This is a genomic window from Aeromonas sp. R3-1 (assembly GCF_040908345.1).
Lineage (GTDB): Bacteria > Pseudomonadota > Gammaproteobacteria > Enterobacterales > Aeromonadaceae > Aeromonas > Aeromonas veronii.
Genome location: NZ_JBFODN010000160.1, coordinates 1 through 22,205, shown reverse-complemented (window position 1 = coordinate 22,205; position 22,205 = coordinate 1). Strand labels below are relative to the sequence as shown.

Annotated in this window: 20 protein-coding genes; 17 read left to right on the top strand and 3 right to left on the bottom strand. The window is 57.6% G+C overall.

Going from position 1 to position 22,205, the window contains the following annotated elements; translation table 11 throughout:
- Positions 1–3 precede the first annotated feature (3 nt).
- Positions 4–1,341, top strand: coding sequence for an MATE family efflux transporter (locus tag AB5Y85_RS09970; RefSeq protein ID WP_159164764.1), 1,338 nt, complete (start codon positions 4–6; stop codon positions 1,339–1,341).
- 88 nt (positions 1,342–1,429) lie between these two features.
- On the opposite strand, the gene AB5Y85_RS09965 is transcribed toward AB5Y85_RS09970, so the two are convergent.
- Positions 1,430–2,251, bottom strand: a complete 822-nt coding sequence (locus AB5Y85_RS09965) for a peptidoglycan DD-metalloendopeptidase family protein (RefSeq protein WP_100653144.1) — start codon at positions 2,249–2,251, stop codon at positions 1,430–1,432.
- A gap of 302 nt (positions 2,252–2,553) precedes the next feature.
- On the opposite strand from AB5Y85_RS09965, the gene AB5Y85_RS09960 reads away from it, so the two are divergent.
- Entirely contained in the window at positions 2,554–3,333 is a 780-nt protein-coding gene (locus tag AB5Y85_RS09960) for a BPSS1780 family membrane protein (protein ID WP_201904871.1), read from the top strand.
- A 66-nt stretch (positions 3,334–3,399) separates the two neighbouring features.
- Here AB5Y85_RS09960 and AB5Y85_RS09955 read toward each other — a convergent pair whose 3' ends face one another.
- The gene (locus tag AB5Y85_RS09955; protein WP_201904869.1) at positions 3,400–4,299 is read right to left on the bottom strand and encodes a LysR family transcriptional regulator; all 900 of its coding nucleotides are present in this window, start codon (positions 4,297–4,299) and stop codon (positions 3,400–3,402) included.
- 126 nt (positions 4,300–4,425) lie between these two features.
- On the opposite strand from AB5Y85_RS09955, the gene AB5Y85_RS09950 reads away from it, so the two are divergent.
- The 4 genes from AB5Y85_RS09950 to oxyR all read left to right on the top strand — a co-directional run bounded on the left by AB5Y85_RS09950 (position 4,426) and on the right by oxyR (position 8,875).
- Positions 4,426–5,286, top strand: a complete 861-nt coding sequence (locus AB5Y85_RS09950) for a Vmh family MBL fold metallo-hydrolase (protein WP_201905012.1) — start codon at positions 4,426–4,428, stop codon at positions 5,284–5,286.
- A 75-nt stretch (positions 5,287–5,361) separates the two neighbouring features.
- Positions 5,362–6,006, top strand: coding sequence for a DsbA family protein (locus tag AB5Y85_RS09945; RefSeq protein ID WP_257687019.1), 645 nt, complete (start codon positions 5,362–5,364; stop codon positions 6,004–6,006).
- A gap of 172 nt (positions 6,007–6,178) precedes the next feature.
- Positions 6,179–7,819 carry a methyl-accepting chemotaxis protein gene (locus AB5Y85_RS09940; RefSeq protein ID WP_257687018.1) on the top strand — a complete coding sequence of 547 codons (1,641 nt, stop codon included), beginning with the start codon at positions 6,179–6,181 and terminating at the stop codon, positions 7,817–7,819.
- A 156-nt stretch (positions 7,820–7,975) separates the two neighbouring features.
- Positions 7,976–8,875, top strand: coding sequence for a DNA-binding transcriptional regulator OxyR (gene oxyR, locus AB5Y85_RS09935; RefSeq protein WP_257687017.1), 900 nt, complete (start codon positions 7,976–7,978; stop codon positions 8,873–8,875).
- Positions 8,876–8,924: 49 nt separating this feature from the next.
- Here oxyR and AB5Y85_RS09930 read toward each other — a convergent pair whose 3' ends face one another.
- Positions 8,925–11,396 (bottom strand): penicillin-binding protein 1A, encoded by a 2,472-nt coding sequence (locus AB5Y85_RS09930; protein WP_257687016.1) that lies wholly within the window; start codon positions 11,394–11,396, stop codon positions 8,925–8,927.
- A 300-nt stretch (positions 11,397–11,696) separates the two neighbouring features.
- Here AB5Y85_RS09930 and tapM point away from each other — a divergent pair, with 300 nt between their 5' ends.
- The 11 genes from tapM to AB5Y85_RS09875 all read left to right on the top strand — a co-directional run.
- Positions 11,697–12,758 carry a PilM family type IVa pilus assembly protein TapM gene (gene tapM / locus AB5Y85_RS09925; RefSeq protein WP_168176889.1) on the top strand — a complete coding sequence of 354 codons (1,062 nt, stop codon included), beginning with the start codon at positions 11,697–11,699 and terminating at the stop codon, positions 12,756–12,758.
- A complete protein-coding gene (tapN, locus tag AB5Y85_RS09920; RefSeq protein ID WP_100653156.1) occupies positions 12,746–13,324 on the top strand; it encodes a PilN family type IV pilus biogenesis protein TapN in 579 nt (192 codons plus the stop codon). Before tapM ends, tapN begins: the two co-directional genes overlap by 13 nt.
- Entirely contained in the window at positions 13,321–13,920 is a 600-nt protein-coding gene (gene tapO, locus AB5Y85_RS09915) for a PilO family type IV pilus biogenesis protein TapO (protein WP_005353996.1), read from the top strand. Before tapN ends, tapO begins: the two co-directional genes overlap by 4 nt.
- Complete coding sequence (locus AB5Y85_RS09910) at positions 13,917–14,450, top strand: pilus assembly protein PilP (RefSeq protein WP_257687015.1); 534 nt, start codon at positions 13,917–13,919, stop codon at positions 14,448–14,450. Before tapO ends, AB5Y85_RS09910 begins: the two co-directional genes overlap by 4 nt.
- Before the next feature lie 16 nt (positions 14,451–14,466).
- Entirely contained in the window at positions 14,467–16,710 is a 2,244-nt protein-coding gene (gene pilQ / locus AB5Y85_RS09905) for a type IV pilus secretin PilQ family protein (RefSeq protein ID WP_257687014.1), read from the top strand.
- Positions 16,711–16,901: 191 nt separating this feature from the next.
- Positions 16,902–17,420 (top strand): shikimate kinase AroK, encoded by a 519-nt coding sequence (gene aroK / locus AB5Y85_RS09900; protein ID WP_005335014.1) that lies wholly within the window; start codon positions 16,902–16,904, stop codon positions 17,418–17,420.
- Between the two features lie 14 nt (positions 17,421–17,434).
- Complete coding sequence (aroB, locus tag AB5Y85_RS09895; RefSeq protein ID WP_019446352.1) at positions 17,435–18,517, top strand: 3-dehydroquinate synthase; 1,083 nt, start codon at positions 17,435–17,437, stop codon at positions 18,515–18,517.
- The gene (locus AB5Y85_RS09890) at positions 18,507–20,087 is read left to right on the top strand and encodes an AAA family ATPase (protein WP_257687013.1); all 1,581 of its coding nucleotides are present in this window, start codon (positions 18,507–18,509) and stop codon (positions 20,085–20,087) included. Before aroB ends, AB5Y85_RS09890 begins: the two co-directional genes overlap by 11 nt.
- A 70-nt stretch (positions 20,088–20,157) precedes the next feature.
- Positions 20,158–21,030, top strand: a complete 873-nt coding sequence (locus AB5Y85_RS09885; RefSeq protein ID WP_005335008.1) for a Dam family site-specific DNA-(adenine-N6)-methyltransferase — start codon at positions 20,158–20,160, stop codon at positions 21,028–21,030.
- A gap of 189 nt (positions 21,031–21,219) precedes the next feature.
- Complete coding sequence (gene rpe / locus AB5Y85_RS09880; protein ID WP_103250784.1) at positions 21,220–21,894, top strand: ribulose-phosphate 3-epimerase; 675 nt, start codon at positions 21,220–21,222, stop codon at positions 21,892–21,894.
- A partial coding sequence (locus AB5Y85_RS09875; RefSeq protein WP_368221354.1) for an HAD hydrolase-like protein occupies positions 21,881–22,205 on the top strand: 325 nt, incomplete at its 3' end. The genes rpe and AB5Y85_RS09875, both read left to right, overlap by 14 nt.

The window sequence follows — 22,205 nt, the reverse complement described above, 5'->3', positions numbered from 1 at the left end:
AATATGTCAGCTGTTGATCTGGGCACAGCCCCGCTATCTCGCCTTTTCTGGCGTTACGTAACCCCGACCGTGGCGGCCATGCTGATCACCGGCATCTATGTCACCATCGATGGCATCTTCGTTGGCCATGTGCTGGGTCAGGATGGCATGGCCGGTTTGATGCTGGCTTATCCCATCTGCGCCGTGCTCTATGCGGTGGGGGCGCTGATCGGCATGGGGGCCTCGTCGCTGGTCTCCTTCTATCTGGGGCAGGGCAACCCGGCCAAAGCCCGCCATATCGTCGGCAATGCGCTGGTGATGGTGTTGCTTGCCTCGGCACTGCTCAGTTTTATCGGGATCCGTTATGGCGAGCCCATGCTGGCCTGGATGGGGGCGGAGGGGGAGATCTTCACCGCCGGGCTCTCCTACCTGCAGGCCTACGCCTGGCTTGGCGTCTTTGCAGTGCTGTCGATGGCGTTCAGCTCGCTGCTGCGCAACGATGGCCGCCCCGGATTTGTCACCCTCATCATGGTAGTCGGGGGGCTGCTCAACGTGCTGCTCGACTATCTGCTGATGGTGGTGTTTCCGTTCGGACTGGCCGGGGTGGCGACGGCCACTATGCTTTCCCAGGCAGTGACGGGCCTCGCCTGCCTGTGGCACTTCTTCACACCGCGCAGCCAGCTGCGGATAAGTTGGGACACCTTGCGCCCTGATCTGCGGCTGATGGGCGAGACGGTGCGCCTCGGGGTCTCCAGTTTTCTGATGTACCTCTATCTCTCAGTGGTGCTGGCACTGCACAACAAGGCGTTGCTGGCGGTCGGCACTTCGCTGCATGTGGCCGCCTACGGGGTGATCAGTTACACCGAGGCCTTCTTCTATCTGGTGTTTGAGGGGATCGCCATGGGGATCCAGCCCATAGCCAGCTTTAACGCGGGCGCCGGTCACTGGCGGCGGGTGCTGCGGATCCGCAATCTGGCACTCGGAGTGACGCTGGGGATCGCCCTGTGCGCCATGATCCCACTTTATCTGTGGCCGGAGGCGGCGGTCTATCTGTTTGCAGGGGACAACGCTACCCTGCTGCCGGTGGCGAGCCTCGGGATCTGGCTCTACTTCTGGGGGCTGCCGATGGAGGGCTTGCTGCTGGTGGGGGCCACCTACTTCCAGGCCATCAATCGGGCCCGCATCGCCTCCCTGCTCACCGGTGGCAAGCTGGTGTTGATCGGCGGTTTCTTGTGGGGATTCTCGACCCTGTGGGGCGTGCCCGGGGTCTGGCTGGCATTGCCAACGTGCAGCTCATTGCTGGTGTTGGTGATGTGGCGGGCGATGCGTCGGGAGTCCGGCGCCCACGCGCTGGCCGGATAGGTAATCAGGTTCGACGTGCAGATAGCAGACAGGCAGCCATGGGCTGCCTGTTTTGTTAGAGGATGTTTTGTTAACGGGCTCTGCCGATTCAGGGCTTGAAGGCGCCGATAAAGATGGCGGGATCGACCCGGGTGTCGTTGAGGCTGACGTTCCAGTGCATATGGGGGCCGGTGGCGCGGCCGGTCGAACCGACTCGCCCGACGATGCCGCCACGCGGCAGGCTCTGGCCGAGCTTCACATCGATCTTCGACATGTGGCAGAACATGCTGATGAGCCCCTGACCGTGGTCGACAAAGACGGTATTGCCATTGAAGAAGTAGTTGCCGATCAGGATCACCTTGCCGGCGGCAGGGGACTTGATCGGGGTGCCGGCGCCCACGGCGAAGTCGAGGCCGGAGTGGGGGTTGCGCTCCTCGCCATTGAAGAAGCGACGCAGGCCAAACGGGCTGGAGAGGGGGCCGTTGACCGGCTTGTCGAACATCAGGTTGCTCGGCTGGTTGGGGCTGAAGGTCTGGTAAGCCCGGGTCTGCTCCGCCAGCTCGCGGTTGATACGGGTCATATCCTCGGCGAGCGGATTGACCTGACGGCTGTTCTTGAGCTTGATGTGCTGTTCGCGGTAGTGCTTGGGGGTGACGGTGAAGTCGAGAGTACGGCCATCACCTGTGGTCAGTTGCTGGGCGCCGGGCGTGCTTTTCAGAGAGATGCCGACGATGGCGATCCACTGGTTGTCTTCGCGCACTACCAGCACGGGTTTGTCGTGATAGCGGGCCGTGGGGGCAGTGGGTGACGCGCCAAGAGGGATCACCGCAACGCCACCCGGCACCGGATGGTTGAGCAGGCGACTGATAAAACCCTCGGCCAGGGCTGACTGGCTGGCCAGTAACAACAACAGACAACAAACAACTCTCATGACGATATCACTCGATGTTAAAGCGCCCGGGATGGCGGGATGACAACCCCCTGTCCGGCATTCGTCGATCACTAAAGGGTGATCACGACACGTTGGCCACGACAGGTGCGGTTGGAGGAGGGGACAGATTGTGCCTCGTTATAGTCGGTGCAGCCAGAGGCGGGGCGTGGCTGACGCCCCTTTTGTGTATCGCTGCGTCAGGTTTTATGTCGTGGTCGGGCCGCTTCGCCATTGAGTCGCCCCCGCCCTGGCTCTAGAATCGGCTTCCGGCACTGATGCCACCGACACTCCGAGGAGACGATATGAACGGATTACCCCCTTTGCGCACCACACCGGCCCGATACACGACAGGTCGTGGCTGGCTCTGGGTTCGCAGCGGGTTCGATATCTTCAACAAGGGGATGGGGATCAGCGTAGCCATGGTGCTGGTCTGGTTTATGGTGGGCATGCTGCTGGAGCAACTGCCGGCAGGGGGCCTTATCTCCCAGCTGCTCTACATGGTGTGGGGCGCGGGTTGGGTGGCGGTCGCCGCTCGGGGTTATCGGGGTGAGCCGCTGCAGTTTGCCGATCTCTTCGCCGGTTTTCGCCACAAGTTGACCCCGCTGATGCTAGGCGGTCTGCTGGTGTTGCTGCTGTTTAGCCTGGTGGGCCTCGTCTGTCTCGGTCTGCTCTCCATGTGGGGGCTGCTCCCGCTGCTGACGCAGGATCCCGAGAGCATGGTGGTCTCTGCCAGCCAGTTGCAACAACTGCTGCTGGTATTGCTGGTGGGGATGCTGCTCATCATTCCCGTGCTGATGGGGGTCACCTTTGCTCCGGCGCTGATCTACCACCACGATATCGGCATCATCCAGGCGGTACGGCTGAGTTTCTTCGGCTGCTGGCGCAATTTTTTTCCCTTCTTCTGGTGGGGGCTGCTCTCAGCCATGTTGTTGCTGTTTGGCGCTGTGTTGTTGCTGGTAGGTCTGCTGGTGGTGATCCCGGCGCTCAACTACTCCATCTATGTGGCTTATCGGGATATTTTCCTGGACGAGAGTGCGCAGCCGGAAGCGCCGCACTCAGAACCATTCGGATTTGAAGCCTGATCAAGGGATCAGAGTGAAGAAGGGGCCCGCAGCGGCCCCTTCTTCATGGTCGGATGTGAGGAGTGTTCATTCCTGCCAGATGGGATCCGCCGCCATGCGGGCCAGCAGAAAATCGAGGAAGCTGCGCAGCAGTGGCGACATCTGTTTGCGGGTGGCATACACCCCGTAGACCCCGAGGCGCTTGGGCTGCCAGTCGGTCAGCAGGGGCACCAGTTCTCCTCGTTCCAGATAGGGCTGGGCCGAGTAGCGGGGTTGCAGGCTGATCCCTGCGCCTTCCAGCGTTGCTTCCAGCAGCAGGTTGGAGATATTGGCGCTCAGGTTACCGCTAACCGGCACTGACTCGGGGCCGTCCGGTCCATTGAACTCCCACAGGCTCTTGCCGAAGTAGGTGTAGGTGAGGCAGTTGTGCAGCGCCAAATCCTGCACCTTGTGTGGCATCGGATGACGGGCCAGATAGGCCGGGCTGGCGCAGACTACCGAGTGGCAGGTGCCGATACGACGCGCCACCAGATTGGGGTCGAGGTCGTTGGTGATGCGCACCGCCAGATCGATCCGCTCCTCTACCAGATTGACGGTTCTGTCGAGCAGCAGAATGTCGATGGCCGTCCCCGGGTATTGCGCCAGATAGTCGTTGGCAGCCCCGACCAGCAGCGCTTCTGACAGGGAGTAGCTGCTGGTGATCCGCAGTTGTCCCTTGGGGGCGTCATCTCCCTTCACGGCGATCTGCTCCATCTCTTCGCCGAGCGCCAGCATGGCGCGGGCCCGGTTCAGCGCCTCCTCTCCTGGCCCGGTCAGGCTCAGACGACGGGTGGTGCGGTGCAGCAGGCGGGCGCCCATCCAGCTCTCCAGCTCGGCGAGATAGCGCGACACCATGGCGCGCGACATATCCAGTTTCTCTCCGGCGCCGCTCAGGCTCCCTTGTTCGACTACGCTGACAAAGACCCGCAAGGCGGTCAGTCGATCCATGTATGGCTCTCTATATGTTCGATATGTGCAACAGTGATGCGCTTTTTATGCTGTATTTGCACCTTAAGTAATCCAATACACTGTGTCCATCAAATGAACCCCCGAATACTTAATGAGGAATAGATGATGAACAACACCCTGATCCGCAACCTGACTCTGGCGACTACCTTGTTGAGTGGCGCCGTACTGGCCGCCCCCCTGAGCGTGACCGTCTACAACCCTGGCGAGAAGGCGATCTTCCCGGTCTCCTCCTCACTGGTGACCGGTGACAAAGAGGCCATCCTGATCGATGCCCAGTTCGATGTGCAAAATGGTCAGGCGCTGGTCGACATGATCAAGAAGAGTGGCAAGAAGCTGACCACTGTCTATATCAGTGCCGGTGACCCCGACTTCTACTTCGGTCTGGAGCCGGTCATGGCGGCGTTCCCGGATGTCAAAGTGCTGGCCGATCAGCATGTGGTTGACCATATCAACCAGACCAAGGATGCCAAGCTGAGCTACTGGAGCCCGATCCTCGGGAAGGGTGCACCGAAGAGCCTCACCGTGCCGCAAGTGATGACCGCCAGCCACCTGACGCTGGATGGTGAGAAGATTGAAATCAAAGAGATGAATACCCCGAATGCCTACTTCTGGGCCCCTTCCATCAAGACTGCTTTTGGTGGTGTGCCGGTTTACCACGGGGTGCATGTCTGGATGGCGGACAGTCAGACCAAAGCGGCTCGCAGCAACTGGGTCAAGGCGCTGGACAACCTGCTGGCCCTGAAACCCGAGCGTGTGGTACCGGGCCACTTCCTGGGCACTGCTCCCAAAGGCACTGCTGCTGTGAGCTTTACCCGTGACTATGTAGAGCGTTTCGAACAGGAGCTGGCCAAGGCGAAAAACTCCGGTGAGCTGATTGAGGCTCTGAAGAAGGCCTATCCGGCACTGCCGGTTGACGATGGTCTGGCCATCGGTGCCAAGGTCAATACCGGCGAGATGAAGTGGTAAGCCACTGAGCCTGCTTTCCCTGTGTTTTTTTACCGGGCCTAAGGGCCCGGTTTTTTATCCGAGATCGAAGTGAGAATGAAGATGAGCGAACAACAAACCACCCTCCATTATGTCTATGACCCGCTCTGTGGCTGGTGCTACGGTGCCGCCCCCCTGTTGCAGGCGGCAGCAACTATTGCCGGACTCAAGATCGAGCTGCATGCGGGCGGTCTATGGCTGGGTAGTCGCCGTCAGCCGATGGGCGAGGCATTGCGTGATTATGTGCGACCCCATGATCAGCGGATCGAAGCGCTGACCGGCCAGCATTTTGGCGAACGCTACTTTAACGAACTGCTGCTGCGGGAAGGGTGTCTGCTGGACTCCGAGCCGCCGATCCGTGCGGTTTTGGCCGTCACGGCGTTGGGGGGCGATGGGCTGGTCATGTTGCACCGGATCCAGCAATCCCACTATCGGGACGGGATCTGGATTGGTGAGCCTGCGTTTCTTGCCACGCTAGCGGCAGAGCAGGGGATTGCAGCCGAGGCATTTCAGCAAGCTTATCTGCAGGCCCCCTTGCTGCAACATCTGGCAGATAGCCAGGGCTGGATGAAACGGCTGGGCGGTCAGGGTTATCCCACCTTTGGGTTGATGCACAACGGTAAGGTGAGTGCTGTGCGAGTGGCTGACTTTTTGGGCGATCCTGCCGGGTTGCGTCAGCATCTTCTTGAGTTGATGGAATAGTTATTAGAATGTGAACGGACAAGGTCTCTTTAGAAGTGGAGTGAATGGGCCGATATTCCTGTATGCAGAAGCGACATGAAAGCCTTCGACTTTCTGCTTGCAGACTATGCTCTATATGACCATTCCCGGTGGATGTTGCGGGAGTGAAGACTCATTTCAAGGAAGCCCTTATATGTTCAAAAACATGTCCATCGGCCAGAAACTGAGTGCCGGATTTGCCATCCTAGCCTTGTTGGTACTGGGCTTGGCCTGGTTTTCAATCAGCCAGCTGGCAAAGCTCTATGGTGATACCGAAACCATCACAGGTAATTTGCTGCCTTCTACTCGTCTGGCGAGCCAGATGCATGTTGCCGTGCTGGATGCGCGTCGTTCAGAGTTGGCCCAGGTCATCGGTGGCCTGAACAAGGATGAGCAAGAGGTAAGCGATCGCACCCTGACCTTCAATAAGGCCAAGCAGGAATTTGAGCAAGCAGCCCAAAAATATGGTGCTTTACCTTTCACTACTGGTGAAGAGAAGCAGGTTTATGAGCAGGTGGTTGCGGCGGGGGCCAAGTATTTTTCGGTACATGACCAGCTGTTAAATGCCTTTGCTGCTGGCGATCTGGATAAAGTCAGAAGTCTGCGCAAAAACGAGACTCGTGCCGCATTGGAAGAGGTTGGTGCCAAGTCTTATCGTTTGCGGGAGAGCAATAACGAGATTGCCGATGAGATGGTGAAAGACATTGCGGCCATGTATAGCAATGTCAGAACCATGAGCATTATTGTCAGCCTGGTGACGCTGGGTTTTGTGGTGGTGATTGCCTGGCTGTTGACCGCCCAGATCCGCAATCCGGTGATGGCCCTGCTGGAGCAGACCCGCCGTGTCTCCTCCGGTGATCTTACCTCCCGCATCGATATGCAACAGTTCAACAATGATGAACTGGGGACTCTTGCCAAAGGGTTTGGCGAGATGCAGACCAATTTGCGTACCCTGGTCAGTGAAGTCTCGGGCTCAGTGGTGCAACTGAGTTCGGCCACCGAAGAGATGAGCTCGGTAGCAAGGCAGTCAGCGGCCAACATGAGTGCCCAGCAGCATGAACTTAATCAGCTGGCAACCGCGATGAACGAGATGCAGGCTACGGTTCAGGAGGTTTCTCGCAACACCAGCGATGCCGCCAGTGCCGCCACCTCGGCCAGCGAAACAGCAGAGATTGGGGCCAAGACTGTTAATGACTCTATTTTGCGCATCGAGCGGGTGGCGGGGGCCATCGAGAGCACTGCAGTGGTGATCCGCCAACTGGGCGATGATAGCCGCAATATCGGCATGGTGCTGGAGGTGATCCGCGGCATTGCCGAACAAACCAACCTGCTGGCATTGAACGCGGCGATTGAAGCGGCCCGGGCCGGTGAGCAGGGGCGGGGGTTTGCGGTGGTGGCCGATGAGGTGCGTACTCTGGCCAAACGAACCCAGGACTCCACCTCCCAGATCAATACCATCATTGCCGAGTTGCAGCAGCGTGCCGAACAGGCGGGCAGTACCATGCAACAGAGTCAGGAGCTGATGAACACCACGGTAGCTACCGCGCGGGAAGCGGGCGAGTCTATCTCCCAGATCAGTGGCTCGGTCAGCAGCATCTCCCACATGAACATCCAGATAGCAACGGCCACCGAAGAGCAGGGCGCGGTGAGCGAGGAGCTCAACCGTAACGTGGTCAATATCAGCCACGCTTCCGAAGAGGTGGCCGCCGGTGCCACCCAGATGGCTCAGGCATGCAACGAGTTGAACCACCTGGCTACCCAACTGCAGGATATGGTGCGCCGTTTCAGGGTGTAATCCCTTGTCGAGTCAAACAGCCCGATTACCGCGAGGTGATCGGGCTTTTCTGTTTTGGAGGGGCAGCCAGAGAGGCTCACTGCAAGTGGATGACTTGTCCCGCCGGACGATATTGTGCATGCTGATGGCCCATTTTCCAGGCAGGACTCTTGCTGTATGAATCTTCGCGATCTCGAATATCTGGTGGCGCTGGATGAGGAAAAACATTTTCGCAAAGCCGCTGAACGCTGCTTTGTCAGTCAACCCACCCTGAGCGGCCAGCTGCGCAAGCTGGAAGATGAACTCGGGGTCATTCTGATCGAACGTACCTCGCGCAAGGTGCTGTTTACTCCGGCTGGCGATGCCATGGCCCATCAGGCGCGTCGGGTGCTCAAGGAGGTGCGCGAGCTCAAGAGCATCGGTCAGCACTTCTCCGAGCCGATGTCCGGGGAGATCCATATCGGTTTTATTCCGACCGTGGGCCCCTACCTGTTGCCCCGCATTATCCAGACCCTGCGTGAGCGTTTTCCCCAGCTGGAGTTCTATCTCTATGAGGAGCAGACCCAAACCCTGCTCAAACGGCTGGAAGAGGGGGAGCTGGATTGCGTCATTCTGGCCGAGATGCCTGGGATGGAGGGGTTTGGTTCAATCCAGCTCTATCATGAGCCGATGTGGTTGGCGGTGCCTTGCCATCACCCCGAAGCACAGGCCAGACAAGTGCCACTCGGCAATCTCAAGGGCAAGAAATTGCTGATGCTGGCCGATGGCCACTGTTTGCGGGATCAGGCGATGGGCTTCTGTTTCGCTGGCGGGATAGGTGAGGATCAACGCTTCAAGGGGACTAGTCTCGAGACGCTGCGCAACATGGTGGCCGCCGGTAGCGGCATGACCCTGGTGCCAAAGCTGGCCGTACCCGCCGATCATGATGAGGGAGGGGTGAGCTATCGTCCTGTGGTTGACCCTGTGCCGGGTCGTACCATCTCGCTGCTCTATCGCCACTACTCGGTACGTCGCCCCTGTTTCAACGAGCTGGCCGCCTCGATCTCCACGCTGATGAGCAAGCAGTTGGCCCAATAAAAAAACCGGCAGCCAAGGCTGCCGGTTTTGTTGCTGCCGCGAGAGCAGCTTAGAAGATATCGTCGGTAGAGACAGGCCCTTCCACATCGGGGTTGTCGCCACCGTAGACCTGATTGCCGTCCGAACTGGGCGCGGCGTAACGGGTCGGCTCGGTCCCTTCCTTGAAGTATTCGTCGGTTCCGCCACTGGTCGCCAGCAGTCCGGTTTCGCTGTCAATCTTCACCGTCATGATCCCTTCGGGAACCGGCATCTTGTGCTCCGGCTGCTTTTTGAGGGCGACTTTCATGAAGTCGATCCAGATAGGCTGTGCAGCGCCACCACCAAACTCGGCACGGCCAAGGCCACGCTGGTGGTTGTCAAAACCGATCCAGGAAGTAGCTACGATGTCCGGGGTATAGCCGGAGAACCAGGCATCCCGCGATTCGTTGGTGGTACCGGTTTTGCCGGAGATATCGTGACGTTTCAGGTCACGGGCTGCACGCCAGCCGGTACCACGCCAGCCGTTGCCACCCCAGATGGCTGTGCTCAAGGTGTCGGTGATCAGGAACGCGCTCTGGGCACTGATGGTATGCGGGGCGATGGTTGGCGCGAGAGGGGTCTGCGTGCCATCTTGTGCTGCGCCATCAACAGTTGGCTCCGGCAGTGTGCTCTGCTCGGACGCCGTCTGCTGTTCGCAATTGTTGCAGGCAATGGCAGGATTGGCCTGATAGAGGGTGTTCTCCAGGCTGTCGGTGACTTTGTCGATGAAGTATGGGGTCACCAGGAAGCCACCGTTGGCCAGTACCGAGTAACCACGCACCACCTCGAGGGGGGTAAATTCGGCTGCGCCCAGCGCCAGTGACTCATGGGGCGAGATGAAGTCGCGGGGGAAGCCAAAGCGTGTCAGACCGTCGATATAGGTATCCAGACCGATGGCGCGCATCAGTCGAACCGACATCACGTTCTTGGACTTGGCCAAACCCAGACGCAGCGGGGTGGGGCCATCATAAACGGCCGGGGAGTTCTTGGGCTGCCACATGGGCCCTTTTGACGGATCCCACTGGTTGATTGGCGCATCGTTGATGAGCGACGCCAGGGTATAGCCGTGCTCCAGCGCGGTCGCATAGAGGAAAGGCTTGATATTTGAACCGATCTGGCGACGCGCCTGATCGACCCGGTTGAATTTGGATAGTTCGAAGCTGAAGCCGCCAACTACTGCTTCCAGCGCGCCATTTTTCGGGTTCATGGCAACCAGCGCGGCGTTGACGTCCGGGATTTGGGCCAGCAGCAATTCTTCGCCCTCTTCCCGCACCCAGATCTGGGCGCCGACTTTCAGTACATCGCGTGCCGATTTCGGGGCATAGCTTTGGCGGTCGTCGGTAATAAAGGAGCGAGCCCATTTAATGCCGTTCCAGCCCAGCTCTGCTTCCTTGCCATTTTTAAGTACCAGTGTGGCGCTACGGTCACCGAGCTTGGTCACGACTGCCGCCATCAGCGGATCATAAGTGGGTTGCTTGCCAAGGTGGGCCACGATCTGCTCGTAATCCCAAGCTGTTTCGCCTGCCTTCCACAACTGGGCCGTCGGGCCACGATAGCCGTGACGCATATCGTAGGCAAAGACGCCATCCAGCAGAGCCTGTCTGGCGGCCCTTTGGCGTTCGGCAGAGACGGTAGTGTAGACGTGCAGGCCCATGGTGTAGGCATCTTCACCAAACTGCTCTACCATCTTCTGGCGTACCATTTCACCCAGATAGGGAGCGTGCAGGGTCACTTCGGCGCCGTGAAAACGGGCCTTGATCGGCATCTTGGACGCTTCGTCAAACTGGGCCTGGGTGATCTTGCCGGTTTCCAGCATCCGGCCCAGCACGACGTTGCGGCGCGCAAAGGCGCGCTCGGGGGAGCGGATGGGGTTGAGCATGGATGGGGCTTTCGGCAGACCGGCAATGATGGCGATCTCATCAAGTCCCAGATCCTTGACCTCTTTACCAAAGTAAACCTGTGCCGCAGCACCGATCCCGAAGGAGCGATAACCGAGGGGGATCTTGTTGAGGTACAGTTCGAGGATCTCGTCTTTTGAGAGATTCTGCTCGATCCGCCAGGCTAGGAAGACCTCCTTGATCTTGCGGATGATGGTCTTCTCATTGCTCAGGAAGAAATTGCGGGCAACCTGCTGGGTGATGGTACTGGCACCCTGACGGGCATGGCCGGAAACAGCCCAGACGGATGCGGCTCGAATGATACCAATCGGGTCAATACCCGGGTGTTCATAGAAACGTGCATCTTCGGTCGCCAGTACGGCATCGATCATGGGTTGCGGAATTTCGTCCAGACGCAGCGGAATGCGACGAATTTCGCCATATTGGGCGATCAACTCCCCATCCCGGCTGTAAACCCGCATCGGGGTTGCCAGCTTGACGTCACGCAGTGCGGTGACATCGGGCAGTTGGGGTTTGATATAGAAGTAGATACCGATGAGGCTGGCGACACCCAGCACTGCACCCAGCATCATGACAATAAACAGGCGAACGAGCCATTTCAGCATGGAAGAACTACCAATCGTCTTAAAATTAGCCAACGGGCGCAGAGTATAGCCCTTTTGCCATCGGGAATTCGAGGTTTTCCTGTGGCGAGCCACCCACCTCAAAAGGATGCGAGAGGTTAGCACTACGGGGAGCAATAACCAAGGAGGGCCACTTGCCATGAAGAAAGCGAGATGGGTCACTTTTCGACATAAACTTTATGACATTGATAGTTAGAGCATTTAGGATGAGTGAAGCACTCCTCTGATCGGGTGTCCTACACTCTGTTCAGGAATAAAACCAAATAACGCATGGATGTGTATATGTTTGGGCTTTTTAACAAGGGATCCCTCCTCCCTCTGGTGGGCATTGATTTCGGCAGCCAGACCATCAAGGCCGTTACCCTCAGTGGCCGACCTGGCAAGCTTCATCTCGAATCGGTCGCCGATATTGCCACCCCGAAAGGGACGCTGGTTGACTATCAATTGCAGGATATCGAGCGTGTCAGCCAATCTCTCAAGAGCCTCAAGCGCCTGATCCCTGCTCACAGCGACTATGCCGCCACTGCGGTGACCGGCTCCAACGTGATAACCAAGGTGATCCAGATTGATGCCCGCCTCAGCGACAAGGAGCTGGAGAATCAGGTGCAACTGGAGGCCGAGCAGATCATTCCCTTCCCCCTCGATGAAGTGAGTCTCGACTTTGAGGTGCTGAGCACCAACAATAGCGAAGATCGTCAAGATGTGCTGCTGAGCGCAGCCCGCACCGAGAGTGTCAACGGCCGGGTCAGCGCTCTTGCCGAAGCTGGTATTGCCGTCAAGGTGGTGGATGTGGGGGCCCACGCGCTGGGCCGTGCCGTGGTGGCCTGCCTGCCCGAATTGCTGGAGAGTGAACGGCCAATCGGAGTGATCGACATTGGTGCCAGTGCCATGACCTTTGCGGCGCTGGTCAAGGGGGAGGTGATCTACTCCCGCTTGCAAAACTTCGGCGGCGATCAATACAGCCAGGCGCTCTCCTCTTTTTATGGCATGACGTTGGATGAAGCTGAGCAGGCTAAAACCAAAGGTACCTTGCCAGTTGACCATGAGCTGGATGTGCTGATGCCCCACATCAACTCGCTGCTGCAGCAAGTGCGGCGCAATATCCAGCTGTTTTGCAGTTCATCCGGTTATCGCGACATCGCAAAACTGGTGCTGACGGGGGGAGGCAGTCTACTGCCCGGTTTGTTGGTGCAGGTAAAAGAAGAGGTCAATTGCGAGGTGTTGCACCCGGATCTGTTCGCCCTGTTTGGCAAACCAAAAGGGGAGGCCGAACTGGTACATGGTGCTAAATATATGACGGCATTCGGGTTGGCTCTGAGGAGTTTCACACCATGTCAAATATAAACCTTCTACCCTGGCGTGAAGCCCGGGCCCTGCGCCAAAAGAAACAGTTCGGGGCCTTGCTGGGGATTTTTGTGCTGGCCACGGTCGCGTTGGGATTTTTTGCCAACTGGCTGGTTGATCGCCAGATCGTCGCCCAGCAGCAGCGCAACCAGCGGCTGGTTCAGGAGATGACTATTCTGGATGCCCAGCTGGGGGAGATCCGTCTGCTCAAAGAGCGTCGCAAGGAACTGATCGATCGGATGCAGCTCATCGAGCAGTTGCAGATGCGCCGCAATGTGCCCGTCCGCCTCTTCAATCAGCTGCCTTCATTGGTGCCCAACGGGGTTTACCTCAACACCCTCTCGATGCAGAACAACATTATTGATGTAAATGGCAAGACCGAAGCCTATGGTCGGGTGGCCAGCATGATGCGGCGGATTGATGGTTCCGGCTGGCTGGGTCAGGCAAAGATAAGCACTATTTTTGCGGCTGATGTTGCGCCAGTGTCATTGAGCCAGTTTTCCATGATGTTCCTGATCGCCAACAATGCTGCGGCTGCAGGGAATGTGGCCAAGGAGCAACAATGAACCTTCAGCAACTCAACGAGCTGGATATCAATGACATAGCAAGCTGGCCAAAATGGGCAAAAGGGGTCTTCATCTTTTTCTGCTGCGTGTTGACCGGTGGTGCCATCTACTACTACGTGATTGCCAACTCACTGACCAGTTTGACTCAGGAAGCGGGGAAGGAGACCGAACTGAAAGCCCAGTTTGAAAGCAAGGCGATGCTGGCTGCCAACCTGGGGGCATACAAGGCGCAAATGGTTCAGCTTGAGCAACTGGTTGATACCCAGCTCAAGCAGTTGCCCAATACCCATGAGGTCGCCGGTCTGCTGGACGATATCAGCTTTATTGCTACCGACAACGGCTTGAAATTGAACCGGATCAACTGGGAGCCAGAGGTAAAGCACGAGTTTTCAACCGAGCTACCGATGCGTATCGAAGTCGTGGGCACTTACCATCAAATTGGCAAGTTCACCGCTGACATGGCCGCTTTGCCCCGTATCGTCATTCTTGACTCTTTCACTCTGGGTCAGAGCAAGGATGAAGGGGAGCTGATTTCGATGTCGATGCTGGCCAAGACCTACAAGTACAATGGTAAAACAGTGGAGCCGAAACAATGAGACGCATCTGCTGGTTATTGCTTGCCCTCTTGCTGGCGGCCTGTGGTGGTCAGGAGGACATGGATAGCTATGTCGCCCAGACCAAAGCAAGGCCACCCATACCTATCGAGCCCTTGCCCGAGCTGAAGCCTTTTGCCCCTATGCACTACCAGCAACGCGAGTTGCGCAGCCCCTTCATGGTTCCCCAGCCTGAGGCGACGGTCGGAAGTACAAGTACTGCCAAGGCCCAGCCGGATTGTGCACAGACCCTGATGGATCGTGAGAAAGAGGTGCTGGAAAATTATTCGCTGGCCAGTCTGTCGATGCATGGTTCTTTGGGTAAGGCGGGTCAGTTGTGGGCCTTGATCAGCACCCCGGATGGCAAATCGATGCGGGTTGGGCTCAACCAGTATATGGGGCTTGATCAGGGCCGGGTCATCAAGATCACTGACACTGCCGTGGATTTGCTGGAAACCATTCCGGACGGGAAGGGGTGCTGGGTAACAAGAGAAACCCAGTTGGCAATGGCCAATGTGCAAGAAAAACAATAATCAGGGACGAACAGCAATGAGAACAACAATAGAGAGTGTATCCAAAGTGGCTTTGCTGTTTTGCGCCAGCGCCCTCAGTCAGGCGTGGGCAGTGGCAACCCTGCAGGAGATCAAGGTCAATCCGCTGCTTGCCGATCAATTGCTGGTGGAGCTCAGTTTCAGTGAGCCGGTCACGGGCTTTACCGATCGTCTCTCTTACCAACCCAATCAGCTGTTGTTGCATGTTCCCGGTGCGGTAGGGGCGCTGAAAGTGAACCCGCTGCCGATCCAGCGCTTGGGGGTAGATAATATCAAGGTTGAGGGTAAGGGCGCAGGTCTGGATATCAAGATCGCACTCGATCAGCTTGCTCCCTATCAGGTGCAGCAACAGGGGAACAAATTACTGGTGTCATTGGGCGAGGGGGCCTCTTCCGGGCTCATCAATGGTGAGAGCGCGCTGATTGCACCCGCAACCTCGGCTACTCCTGTGCCAGCGCCCTCTTCGATGGCGGCCACACCCTCTCCCTCGGCGCTGCTCAATCCTCAGGTCGTAGCCCGGTCTATGCCTGTTGCGCCCGTGACAACGCCGGTAGCCACACAGCCTGCCAGCAAGCCGGTGCTCAACAACTATCAAAGCAGTGGGGGCGGCGCCTATTTCAACTCGGTTACCGGTGTGGATTTTCGTCGTGGTAAAGATGGCCAGGGGGAGTTTCTGGTCACGCTGGATAACAGCTCGGCCGCCGTCGATGTGAGCAGCCGAGGCCAGACTGTACTGGCCAAGTTTCATGGCACTCGGGTGCCGGATGGTTTGCTTAATCTGATCAATGTGCAGGATTTTGCAACGCCGGTCTCTCAGGTTGAAGTCTCCCGGCAGGGGAGCGATACCCTGTTTGAACTGTCGATCAATGGTCAGTTTGATTACCGTTACGATCAGGCAGACAAGCTCTTCATTATCGAGGTGAAAAAGCGGACGACGGCCACGGCATCCAAGCAGTATCAGGGCAAGCCCATCTCATTGAACTTCCAGGATATTCCGGTTCGTACCGTGCTGCAGCTGATCGCTGATTTCAACAATCTCAACCTGGTAACCACAGATTCGGTAGCAGGCAATATTACCTTGCGTCTGGATGGGGTGCCGTGGGAGCAGGCGCTCGACATTATTTTGAAGGTGCGGGGTTTGGATAAGCGGTTGGATAACAACATTTTGCTGGTAGCGCCTGCAGAAGAGATCGCAACGCGCGAGAAGCAGCAACTTGAGAGCCGCAATCAGGTCGCAGATTTGGCGCAGCTCTATACCGAATATCTGCAGATAAACTATGCCAAGGCCTCGGAAGTGGCGGCCCTGCTATCTTCCGAAAGTACCAAGTTGCTGTCACCCCGTGGTGCAGTGAGCGTGGACGAGCGAACCAACGTGCTGGTGGTCAAGGATACCGCTGATGTCATCAGCAGCATCAAACGGATGCTCGATATTCTCGATATTCCGGTCAAGCAGGTGGTTATCGAGGCGCGGATGGTGACCATTGACGACGGCTTTGATGAAGCGCTCGGGGTGCGTTGGGGGGTGACCAAGAATGATGGTCATGGCAACAGTACTTCAGGCTCTATTGAAGGGAATGATGCATCGGGAAACGGCAATCTTGATAATAATGGCAACATCATTACCAATATGACTAGACCAGATGCTAGTAACCGTATGAACGTCAACCTGCCGGTGACCGGAGCGGCCGGAACCTTGGCATTCCAGGTCGCCAGATTAGCTAATGGCACCCTGCTGGATCTCGAGCTCTCTGCGCTGGAGCGTGAGAACAAGGCGGAAATTATCGCAAGTCCCCGGGTGACTACTGCCAACCAGAAACCGGCTCTGATTGAGCAGGGTACCGAGATCCCCTATGTAGAGTCCTCTTCCAGTGGCGCCACCTCGGTCACCTTCAAGAAGGCGGTACTGAGCCTGAAAGTCACGCCGCAGATCACCCCTGATAATCGGGTAATTCTCGATCTGACCGTCACTCAGGATACCAAGGGAGAGACTGTCGATACGCCTACTGGCCCGGCAGTATCCATTAATGCCCAATCCATCACCACTCAGGTGCTGGTCAATAATGGCGAGACCCTGGTGCTGGGTGGTATCTATCAGCAGACTATCAAGACGGATGTCACCAAGGTGCCCCTGTTGGGTGATATCCCCGGATTGGGGGCTTTGTTCCGCAAGACGGCCAATGAGAACAAAAAGCGGGAGTTGCTGATTTTCGTGACCCCCAAGATAGTCACCGACGCCTTCTGAATGCTTTACATGTGAGGGTAAAACACATATAACCTTACGCCCCAATGAGGCTGGGGCGTAAGGGCTGCGGTTGCCAGTCCCGATATCTATTGAGATAATCCCCCTCCTGATCCATCGCAAGATAAGGTTCATAGGTACCCCGATCCAGTATTCATCGGGGTCGTACAGTTTGTAATTACTAACGAAAAGACATGGCTGAGAAACGCAATATTTTCCTGATAGGTCCCATGGGTGCGGGCAAGAGCACCATAGGTAGACATCTGGCAGAACAACTGCATATGGAGTTTTTCGACTCAGATCATGAGATTGAGCGCCGCAGTGGTGCTGATATCGGCTGGGTGTTCGATGTTGAAGGCGAAGAAGGTTTCCGGATTCGCGAAGAGAAGGTGATCGGCGAATTGTCAGAGCAGCAGGGTATCGTGCTGGCGACGGGTGGCGGTGCCATCAAGAGTCGCGAAACCCGCAACAAGTTGTCTGCTCGTGGCATCGTGGTCTACCTCGAAACCACTATTGAAAAGCAGCTGGCGCGCACACAGCGAGACAAACGCCGCCCTCTGCTACAGACCGAAGAACCGGCACGCGAAGTGCTGGAACGTCTGGCACAAGAGCGCAATGCCCTGTATGAAGAGGTTGCCGACTTTGTTGTGCACACCGATGACCAGAGCGCAAAAATCGTTGCCAATCAAATTGTAAAGCTGATCGGTATGTAATCTAGAGGACGTCCATGGAACGGTTGAAGGTCGAACTGGGTGAACGCAGCTATCCCATCGAGATAGCTGCCGGGTTGTTGCAGCGCCCCGAGGCGCTGGTATCGACCATCAAGGGCAAGCGGGTGATGATAGTGACGAACACGGTTGTTGCTCCGCTTTATCTTGAACGGGTAACCGCTCTGCTGTCGGGTTTTCAGGTTGAACACCTGATCCTGCCTGACGGTGAGGCATACAAGAACCTGGCGACCTTTGAGCAGATCATGTCTGCTCTGCTTGAAACCAACCATGGGCGCGATACGACACTGATCGCTCTGGGGGGCGGCGTGATCGGGGATGTGGTGGGCTTTGCGGCAGCAAGCTATCAACGTGGCATTCCTTTTATCCAGATCCCGACCACTCTGCTCTCCCAGGTTGACTCCTCTGTTGGCGGTAAAACCGCTGTCAACCACCCCCTCGGAAAGAACATGATTGGGGCTTTTTATCAGCCCAAACAAGTTGTTATCGATACCGAATGTCTGAGTACCTTGCCAGCCCGCGAATTTGCCGCAGGGATGGCCGAGGTGATCAAGTACGGCATCATTTGGGATGCTGATTTCTTCAGCTGGCTGGAGCAGAACATGGTGCGTCTGCAACAGCTGGAACCTGCCGCGCTGGCCTACGCCATCAAACGTTGCTGCGAGATCAAAGCCGATGTGGTCGGTCAGGATGAGACCGAGCACGGCGTCCGTGCGTTGCTCAATCTTGGTCACACCTTTGGTCATGCCATCGAGGCCGAGCAGGGGTATGGCAACTGGCTGCATGGTGAAGCGGTATCCGCCGGCACCATGCTGGCAGCCTGGACTGCGCAGGCCCGTGGCGATATGAGCGAAGAGGACGTTGCGCGTGTGCGCGCTCTGCTGCTGGCCGCCAATCTACCCATTCATGCGCCTGCCGAGATGGATTTCGCCGCCTTTATTCGCCATATGCGCCGTGACAAGAAGGTGCTGGAAGGCAAGCTGCGTCTGGTGTTGCCGGTTGGTATCGGCCATGCGCAGGTGGTGGGGGATGTGTCCGATGCCGAGTTGCTGGCGGTGATCGAGTCTGGTCGTGACGAATAAACTGCTAAAACTTCCTTCCCAGCGGCAGCTGGTTGACCGGCTGCTGCATCTGATTGAATTCAATCACCCTTTCATTTTTCTCTCCGGTAAACCCGGTTGTGGTCGCGGTACCCTGTGCGAATCCCTGCTCGGCGTGTTGCCGGAAAAAGTGCGGGTGGTGAGCCTGATTGGTACACCTGCCATGAAGATGGTGGATGTGCGCCAGCTGTTGCTGCCACAGGTGGTGGCGCGCCCGCTGTTCAATCCACAGGATGCATTGGCAGAGAGCTTCTTTCGCATGCTGGAGGGGAGCAAGCCTGCCACCCTGTTGCTGCTGATAGAGCGGGCCGATCAGTTGCCGGCCGAGATGTTGGGAGAGTTGTGGGCGATCATCCGTCATAACGATACCCTGGCGGCGCCCCATCAGCTGGCCATTATCGTCTCGGGCAGTGACGTCTGGTGTCGTACGCAACGACCGCAGCTCAAAGGGCGTGCCATGCCAGCCCTTGAGCTGGAAGTGCCGCCACTGAGCCCGCCCGAGCAGCGCATCTTCTTGTATGAAAAAGCCAAAGAGCTCAAGATCCCGGCGACCCTCTTGCCCAAGCCGCAAGTGGAGGAGATCCTGAAAACGGCGAACGGACATCCGTCCACCATCATGCAGTTACTGGAGGATATCATGACCGACAGAAGGCCCAAGAAGCGTCAGGCGGAGTTGCCTGTCAAGAAGATTGCCACAGCTATCGCGCTGGTCGCTGGCGGCCTGCTGGCGCTGAGCTACCTGCTGCCTGCGCTGTTTGACAATGAAAGCAAACCGGCGCTGCAGGATCCGGCGCAGAACACGGCATTGCCGATCCCGGTAGCGGGAGGCGATCCCCTCACCGCAGGCGGTTCGAATACCGATGCCGCTGCACAAGGCGCTCAAAACAGTGATGCAGCCAGCAATCCAAACGGGGTTGTGAAAGATTGGCAGCCGGAGGCGAAAGTGCTGCCCAAATCGGTGGAGAGCGAAACTGTGACCACCGAATCAACCAATTACGAAGGGCGTCGGGTGGTGATCTCTGACGAGGTCGTGCAAAAGCTGATGACCGAACCCAAGGTGAGCGGCGCACTGCCTAATGACGTGGTGGACGAGCTGACCGGCAAGAACCCGAGTGGCACAGCCCCCAGTGGTGCAATCGCAACCACGGCGCCAGCCAGTACCGCCAAGGCACAGAATCCGGTGACAACCGCAACGCCTGCGGCCACTACCAAAACAGCCAGTAACGAGCCGGTTGCCGCGCCAGCACCCAAAGTGGCCCTGACACCGGTCGCCACCTTGAACAAGAAGCCGCGCAACCACTACAGCGTTCAGCTGATGGGGGCGAGCAATACCAAAGCGGTGGATCAATTTGTCGCTGAGCATGGTCTGGCGGGCAAGGTATGGGTCTATCAGACCAAATTCCGTGGCAGCCCCTGGTTCGTGGTGCTGCAAGGGGATTATGCCGGTCTGACCCAGGCCAAGAGTGCCATTCGCAAGCTTCCGCCAGCCTTGCTGAAAGGCCAGCCCTGGCCCAAGTCGTTTGCACAGGTACAAAAAGAGCTGAAGCAATAGCCTTGATACCGGATAAGGGGGTAGAATCGTCCCCCTTTTTGGGTCTTGCCTTCTTACACACCGGATTTCCATGAAAAAAACACGCGCTTTTTTAAAATGGGCCGGGGGAAAATACTCCCTGGTTGAAGAGATTGCCGAGCGCCTGCCGGCCGGGCGTGTGTTGCTGGAGCCCTTCGTCGGGGCTGGGTCTGTGTTTCTCAACACCGACTACGACGCGTATGTGCTCAACGACATCAATCCGGATCTGATCTGCCTGTACAACCACCTCAAGCTGACACCGGACAGTTTCATTGCCGAGGCGCGCAAGCTGTTTGTGGCAGAGCACAACCACAAGGCGGCCTATTATCGGCTGCGTACCCAGTTCAATCAGACCGAGACCACCTTCGAGCGGGCACTCTTGTTCCTGTTTCTCAACCGTCACGGTTTCAACGGACTGTGCCGCTACAACAAGAAGGGCGGCTTCAACGTGCCGTTCGGTTCCTACAAGAAACCCTATTTCCCGGAAAAAGAGCTGTGGGCCTTTGCCGAAAAGGCGCAGAAGGCGACCTTTATCTGCGAGAGCTACGCCGATGCCATCAAGCGTGCCGAAGAGGATTGGGTTATCTACTGTGATCCACCCTATGCGCCGCTCTCCACTACGGCGAGCTTCACCACCTATGCCTCCGGTGGGTTTACCCTGGATGATCAGGCGATCCTGGCGCGATTGGCCCGCCACACAGCGGCTCACAAAGGGGTGCCGGTGCTGATCAGCAACCACGATATCGAGCTGACTCGTGAGCTTTATCGCGGTGCCCGCCTCGACGAGATCCTGGTCAAGCGCACCATCAGCCGCAACGGCGGCACCCGCAACAAGGTGGCCGAGTTGTTGGCGCTCTATCCGCCCGGAATCGAACCGGAGCAGGGCTACTATCCCAGCGACAGTGAACTGCTGCCACTGACGTAACAGACCATGCGGCGCCCAGGGGCGCCGTTTTTTATGGGCGAGTCCGCGCCCGTGCCGATGTCCCAAAACCCGGGTGGCTGGGGGAGGGGAGACGATTGCCCCATTTACCCCGCATTCGAGTCGTTTTCGCCCGCCTTTTACGTTAAAATTGCGCCGCTTTTTCTCCCTGGCTGCCAATGGATGATGCTGATGAAAGACTTTCTGATTGCCCCCTCGATCCTCTCTGCCGATTTTGCCCGTCTGGGTGACGATGTAGCCAAGGTACTGGCTGCCGGTGCCGACGTGGTTCACTTCGACGTGATGGACAACCACTATGTCCCCAACCTGACCATTGGCCCCATGGTCTGTCAGGCGCTGCGTGACTACGGTATCGAGGCCCCCATCGACGTGCACCTGATGGTCAAGCCGGTGGATCGCATCATTCCTGATTTTGCCAAAGCCGGTGCTTCCCTCATCACCTTCCACCCGGAAGCGTCCGATCACGTTGATCGCTCTTTGGGCCTCATCAAGGATATGGGCTGCCAGGCGGGTCTGGTGCTGAATCCTGCTACCTCGCTCTCCTGCCTCGAGTATGTGATGGACAAGCTGGACGTGATCCTGCTGATGTCGGTCAACCCGGGCTTCGGTGGCCAGAGCTTTATCCCGGGCACCCTCGATAAGCTGCGTCAGGTGCGTCGTCTGATCGACGAGAGCGGCCGCGATATCCGTCTCGAGATCGATGGCGGGGTGAAGGTCGATAACATTCGCGAGATCGCCGAAGCGGGCGCCGACATGTTTGTCGCCGGCTCTGCCATTTTCAGCCAGCCTGACTACAAGGCGGTGATCGACAAGATGCGTGCGGAGCTGGCTCATGTCACACGCTGAGCGCGCATTTGATTTGGTGCTGTTCGATCTGGACGGCACCCTCATTGATAGTGCCGCCCAGCTGGCGCTGGCGGTCAATCTGACTCTGGCAGACCTCGGTCTGGCGCAGGCCGATGAAGCGGTGATCCGTACCTGGGTCGGCAACGGAGCCGACAAGCTGATCCAGCGGGCGCTAGCCTATCGCGAGGCCGATCCCGAGCTGTTTGCCAAGGCCAGACCGATCTTTTTCCAGCACTACAACGCCTGCCTGCTGCAAGGGCTGGCTATGTATGACGGGGTGGCCCAGAGTCTGCGCCGCTTGCAAAGCCTGG

Excerpts from the sequence above, each read along its gene's own strand:
- AB5Y85_RS09970 (WP_159164764.1), top strand. The coding sequence starts at position 4 with ATGTCAGCTGTTGATCTGGGCACAGCCCCGCTATCTCGCCTTTTCTGG.
- AB5Y85_RS09965 (WP_100653144.1), bottom strand. The coding sequence starts at position 2,251 with ATGAGAGTTGTTTGTTGTCTGTTGTTGTTACTGGCCAGCCAGTCAGCC.
- AB5Y85_RS09960 (WP_201904871.1), top strand. The coding sequence starts at position 2,554 with ATGAACGGATTACCCCCTTTGCGCACCACACCGGCCCGATACACGACA.
- AB5Y85_RS09955 (WP_201904869.1), bottom strand. The coding sequence starts at position 4,299 with ATGGATCGACTGACCGCCTTGCGGGTCTTTGTCAGCGTAGTCGAACAA.
- AB5Y85_RS09950 (WP_201905012.1), top strand. The coding sequence starts at position 4,426 with ATGAACAACACCCTGATCCGCAACCTGACTCTGGCGACTACCTTGTTG.
- AB5Y85_RS09945 (WP_257687019.1), top strand. The coding sequence starts at position 5,362 with ATGAAGATGAGCGAACAACAAACCACCCTCCATTATGTCTATGACCCG.
- AB5Y85_RS09940 (WP_257687018.1), top strand. The coding sequence starts at position 6,179 with ATGTTCAAAAACATGTCCATCGGCCAGAAACTGAGTGCCGGATTTGCC.
- oxyR (WP_257687017.1), top strand. The coding sequence starts at position 7,976 with ATGAATCTTCGCGATCTCGAATATCTGGTGGCGCTGGATGAGGAAAAA.
- AB5Y85_RS09930 (WP_257687016.1), bottom strand. The coding sequence starts at position 11,396 with ATGCTGAAATGGCTCGTTCGCCTGTTTATTGTCATGATGCTGGGTGCA.
- tapM (WP_168176889.1), top strand. The coding sequence starts at position 11,697 with ATGTTTGGGCTTTTTAACAAGGGATCCCTCCTCCCTCTGGTGGGCATT.
- tapN (WP_100653156.1), top strand. The coding sequence starts at position 12,746 with ATGTCAAATATAAACCTTCTACCCTGGCGTGAAGCCCGGGCCCTGCGC.
- tapO (WP_005353996.1), top strand. The coding sequence starts at position 13,321 with ATGAACCTTCAGCAACTCAACGAGCTGGATATCAATGACATAGCAAGC.
- AB5Y85_RS09910 (WP_257687015.1), top strand. The coding sequence starts at position 13,917 with ATGAGACGCATCTGCTGGTTATTGCTTGCCCTCTTGCTGGCGGCCTGT.
- pilQ (WP_257687014.1), top strand. The coding sequence starts at position 14,467 with ATGAGAACAACAATAGAGAGTGTATCCAAAGTGGCTTTGCTGTTTTGC.
- aroK (WP_005335014.1), top strand. The coding sequence starts at position 16,902 with ATGGCTGAGAAACGCAATATTTTCCTGATAGGTCCCATGGGTGCGGGC.
- aroB (WP_019446352.1), top strand. The coding sequence starts at position 17,435 with ATGGAACGGTTGAAGGTCGAACTGGGTGAACGCAGCTATCCCATCGAG.
- AB5Y85_RS09885 (WP_005335008.1), top strand. The coding sequence starts at position 20,158 with ATGAAAAAAACACGCGCTTTTTTAAAATGGGCCGGGGGAAAATACTCC.
- rpe (WP_103250784.1), top strand. The coding sequence starts at position 21,220 with ATGAAAGACTTTCTGATTGCCCCCTCGATCCTCTCTGCCGATTTTGCC.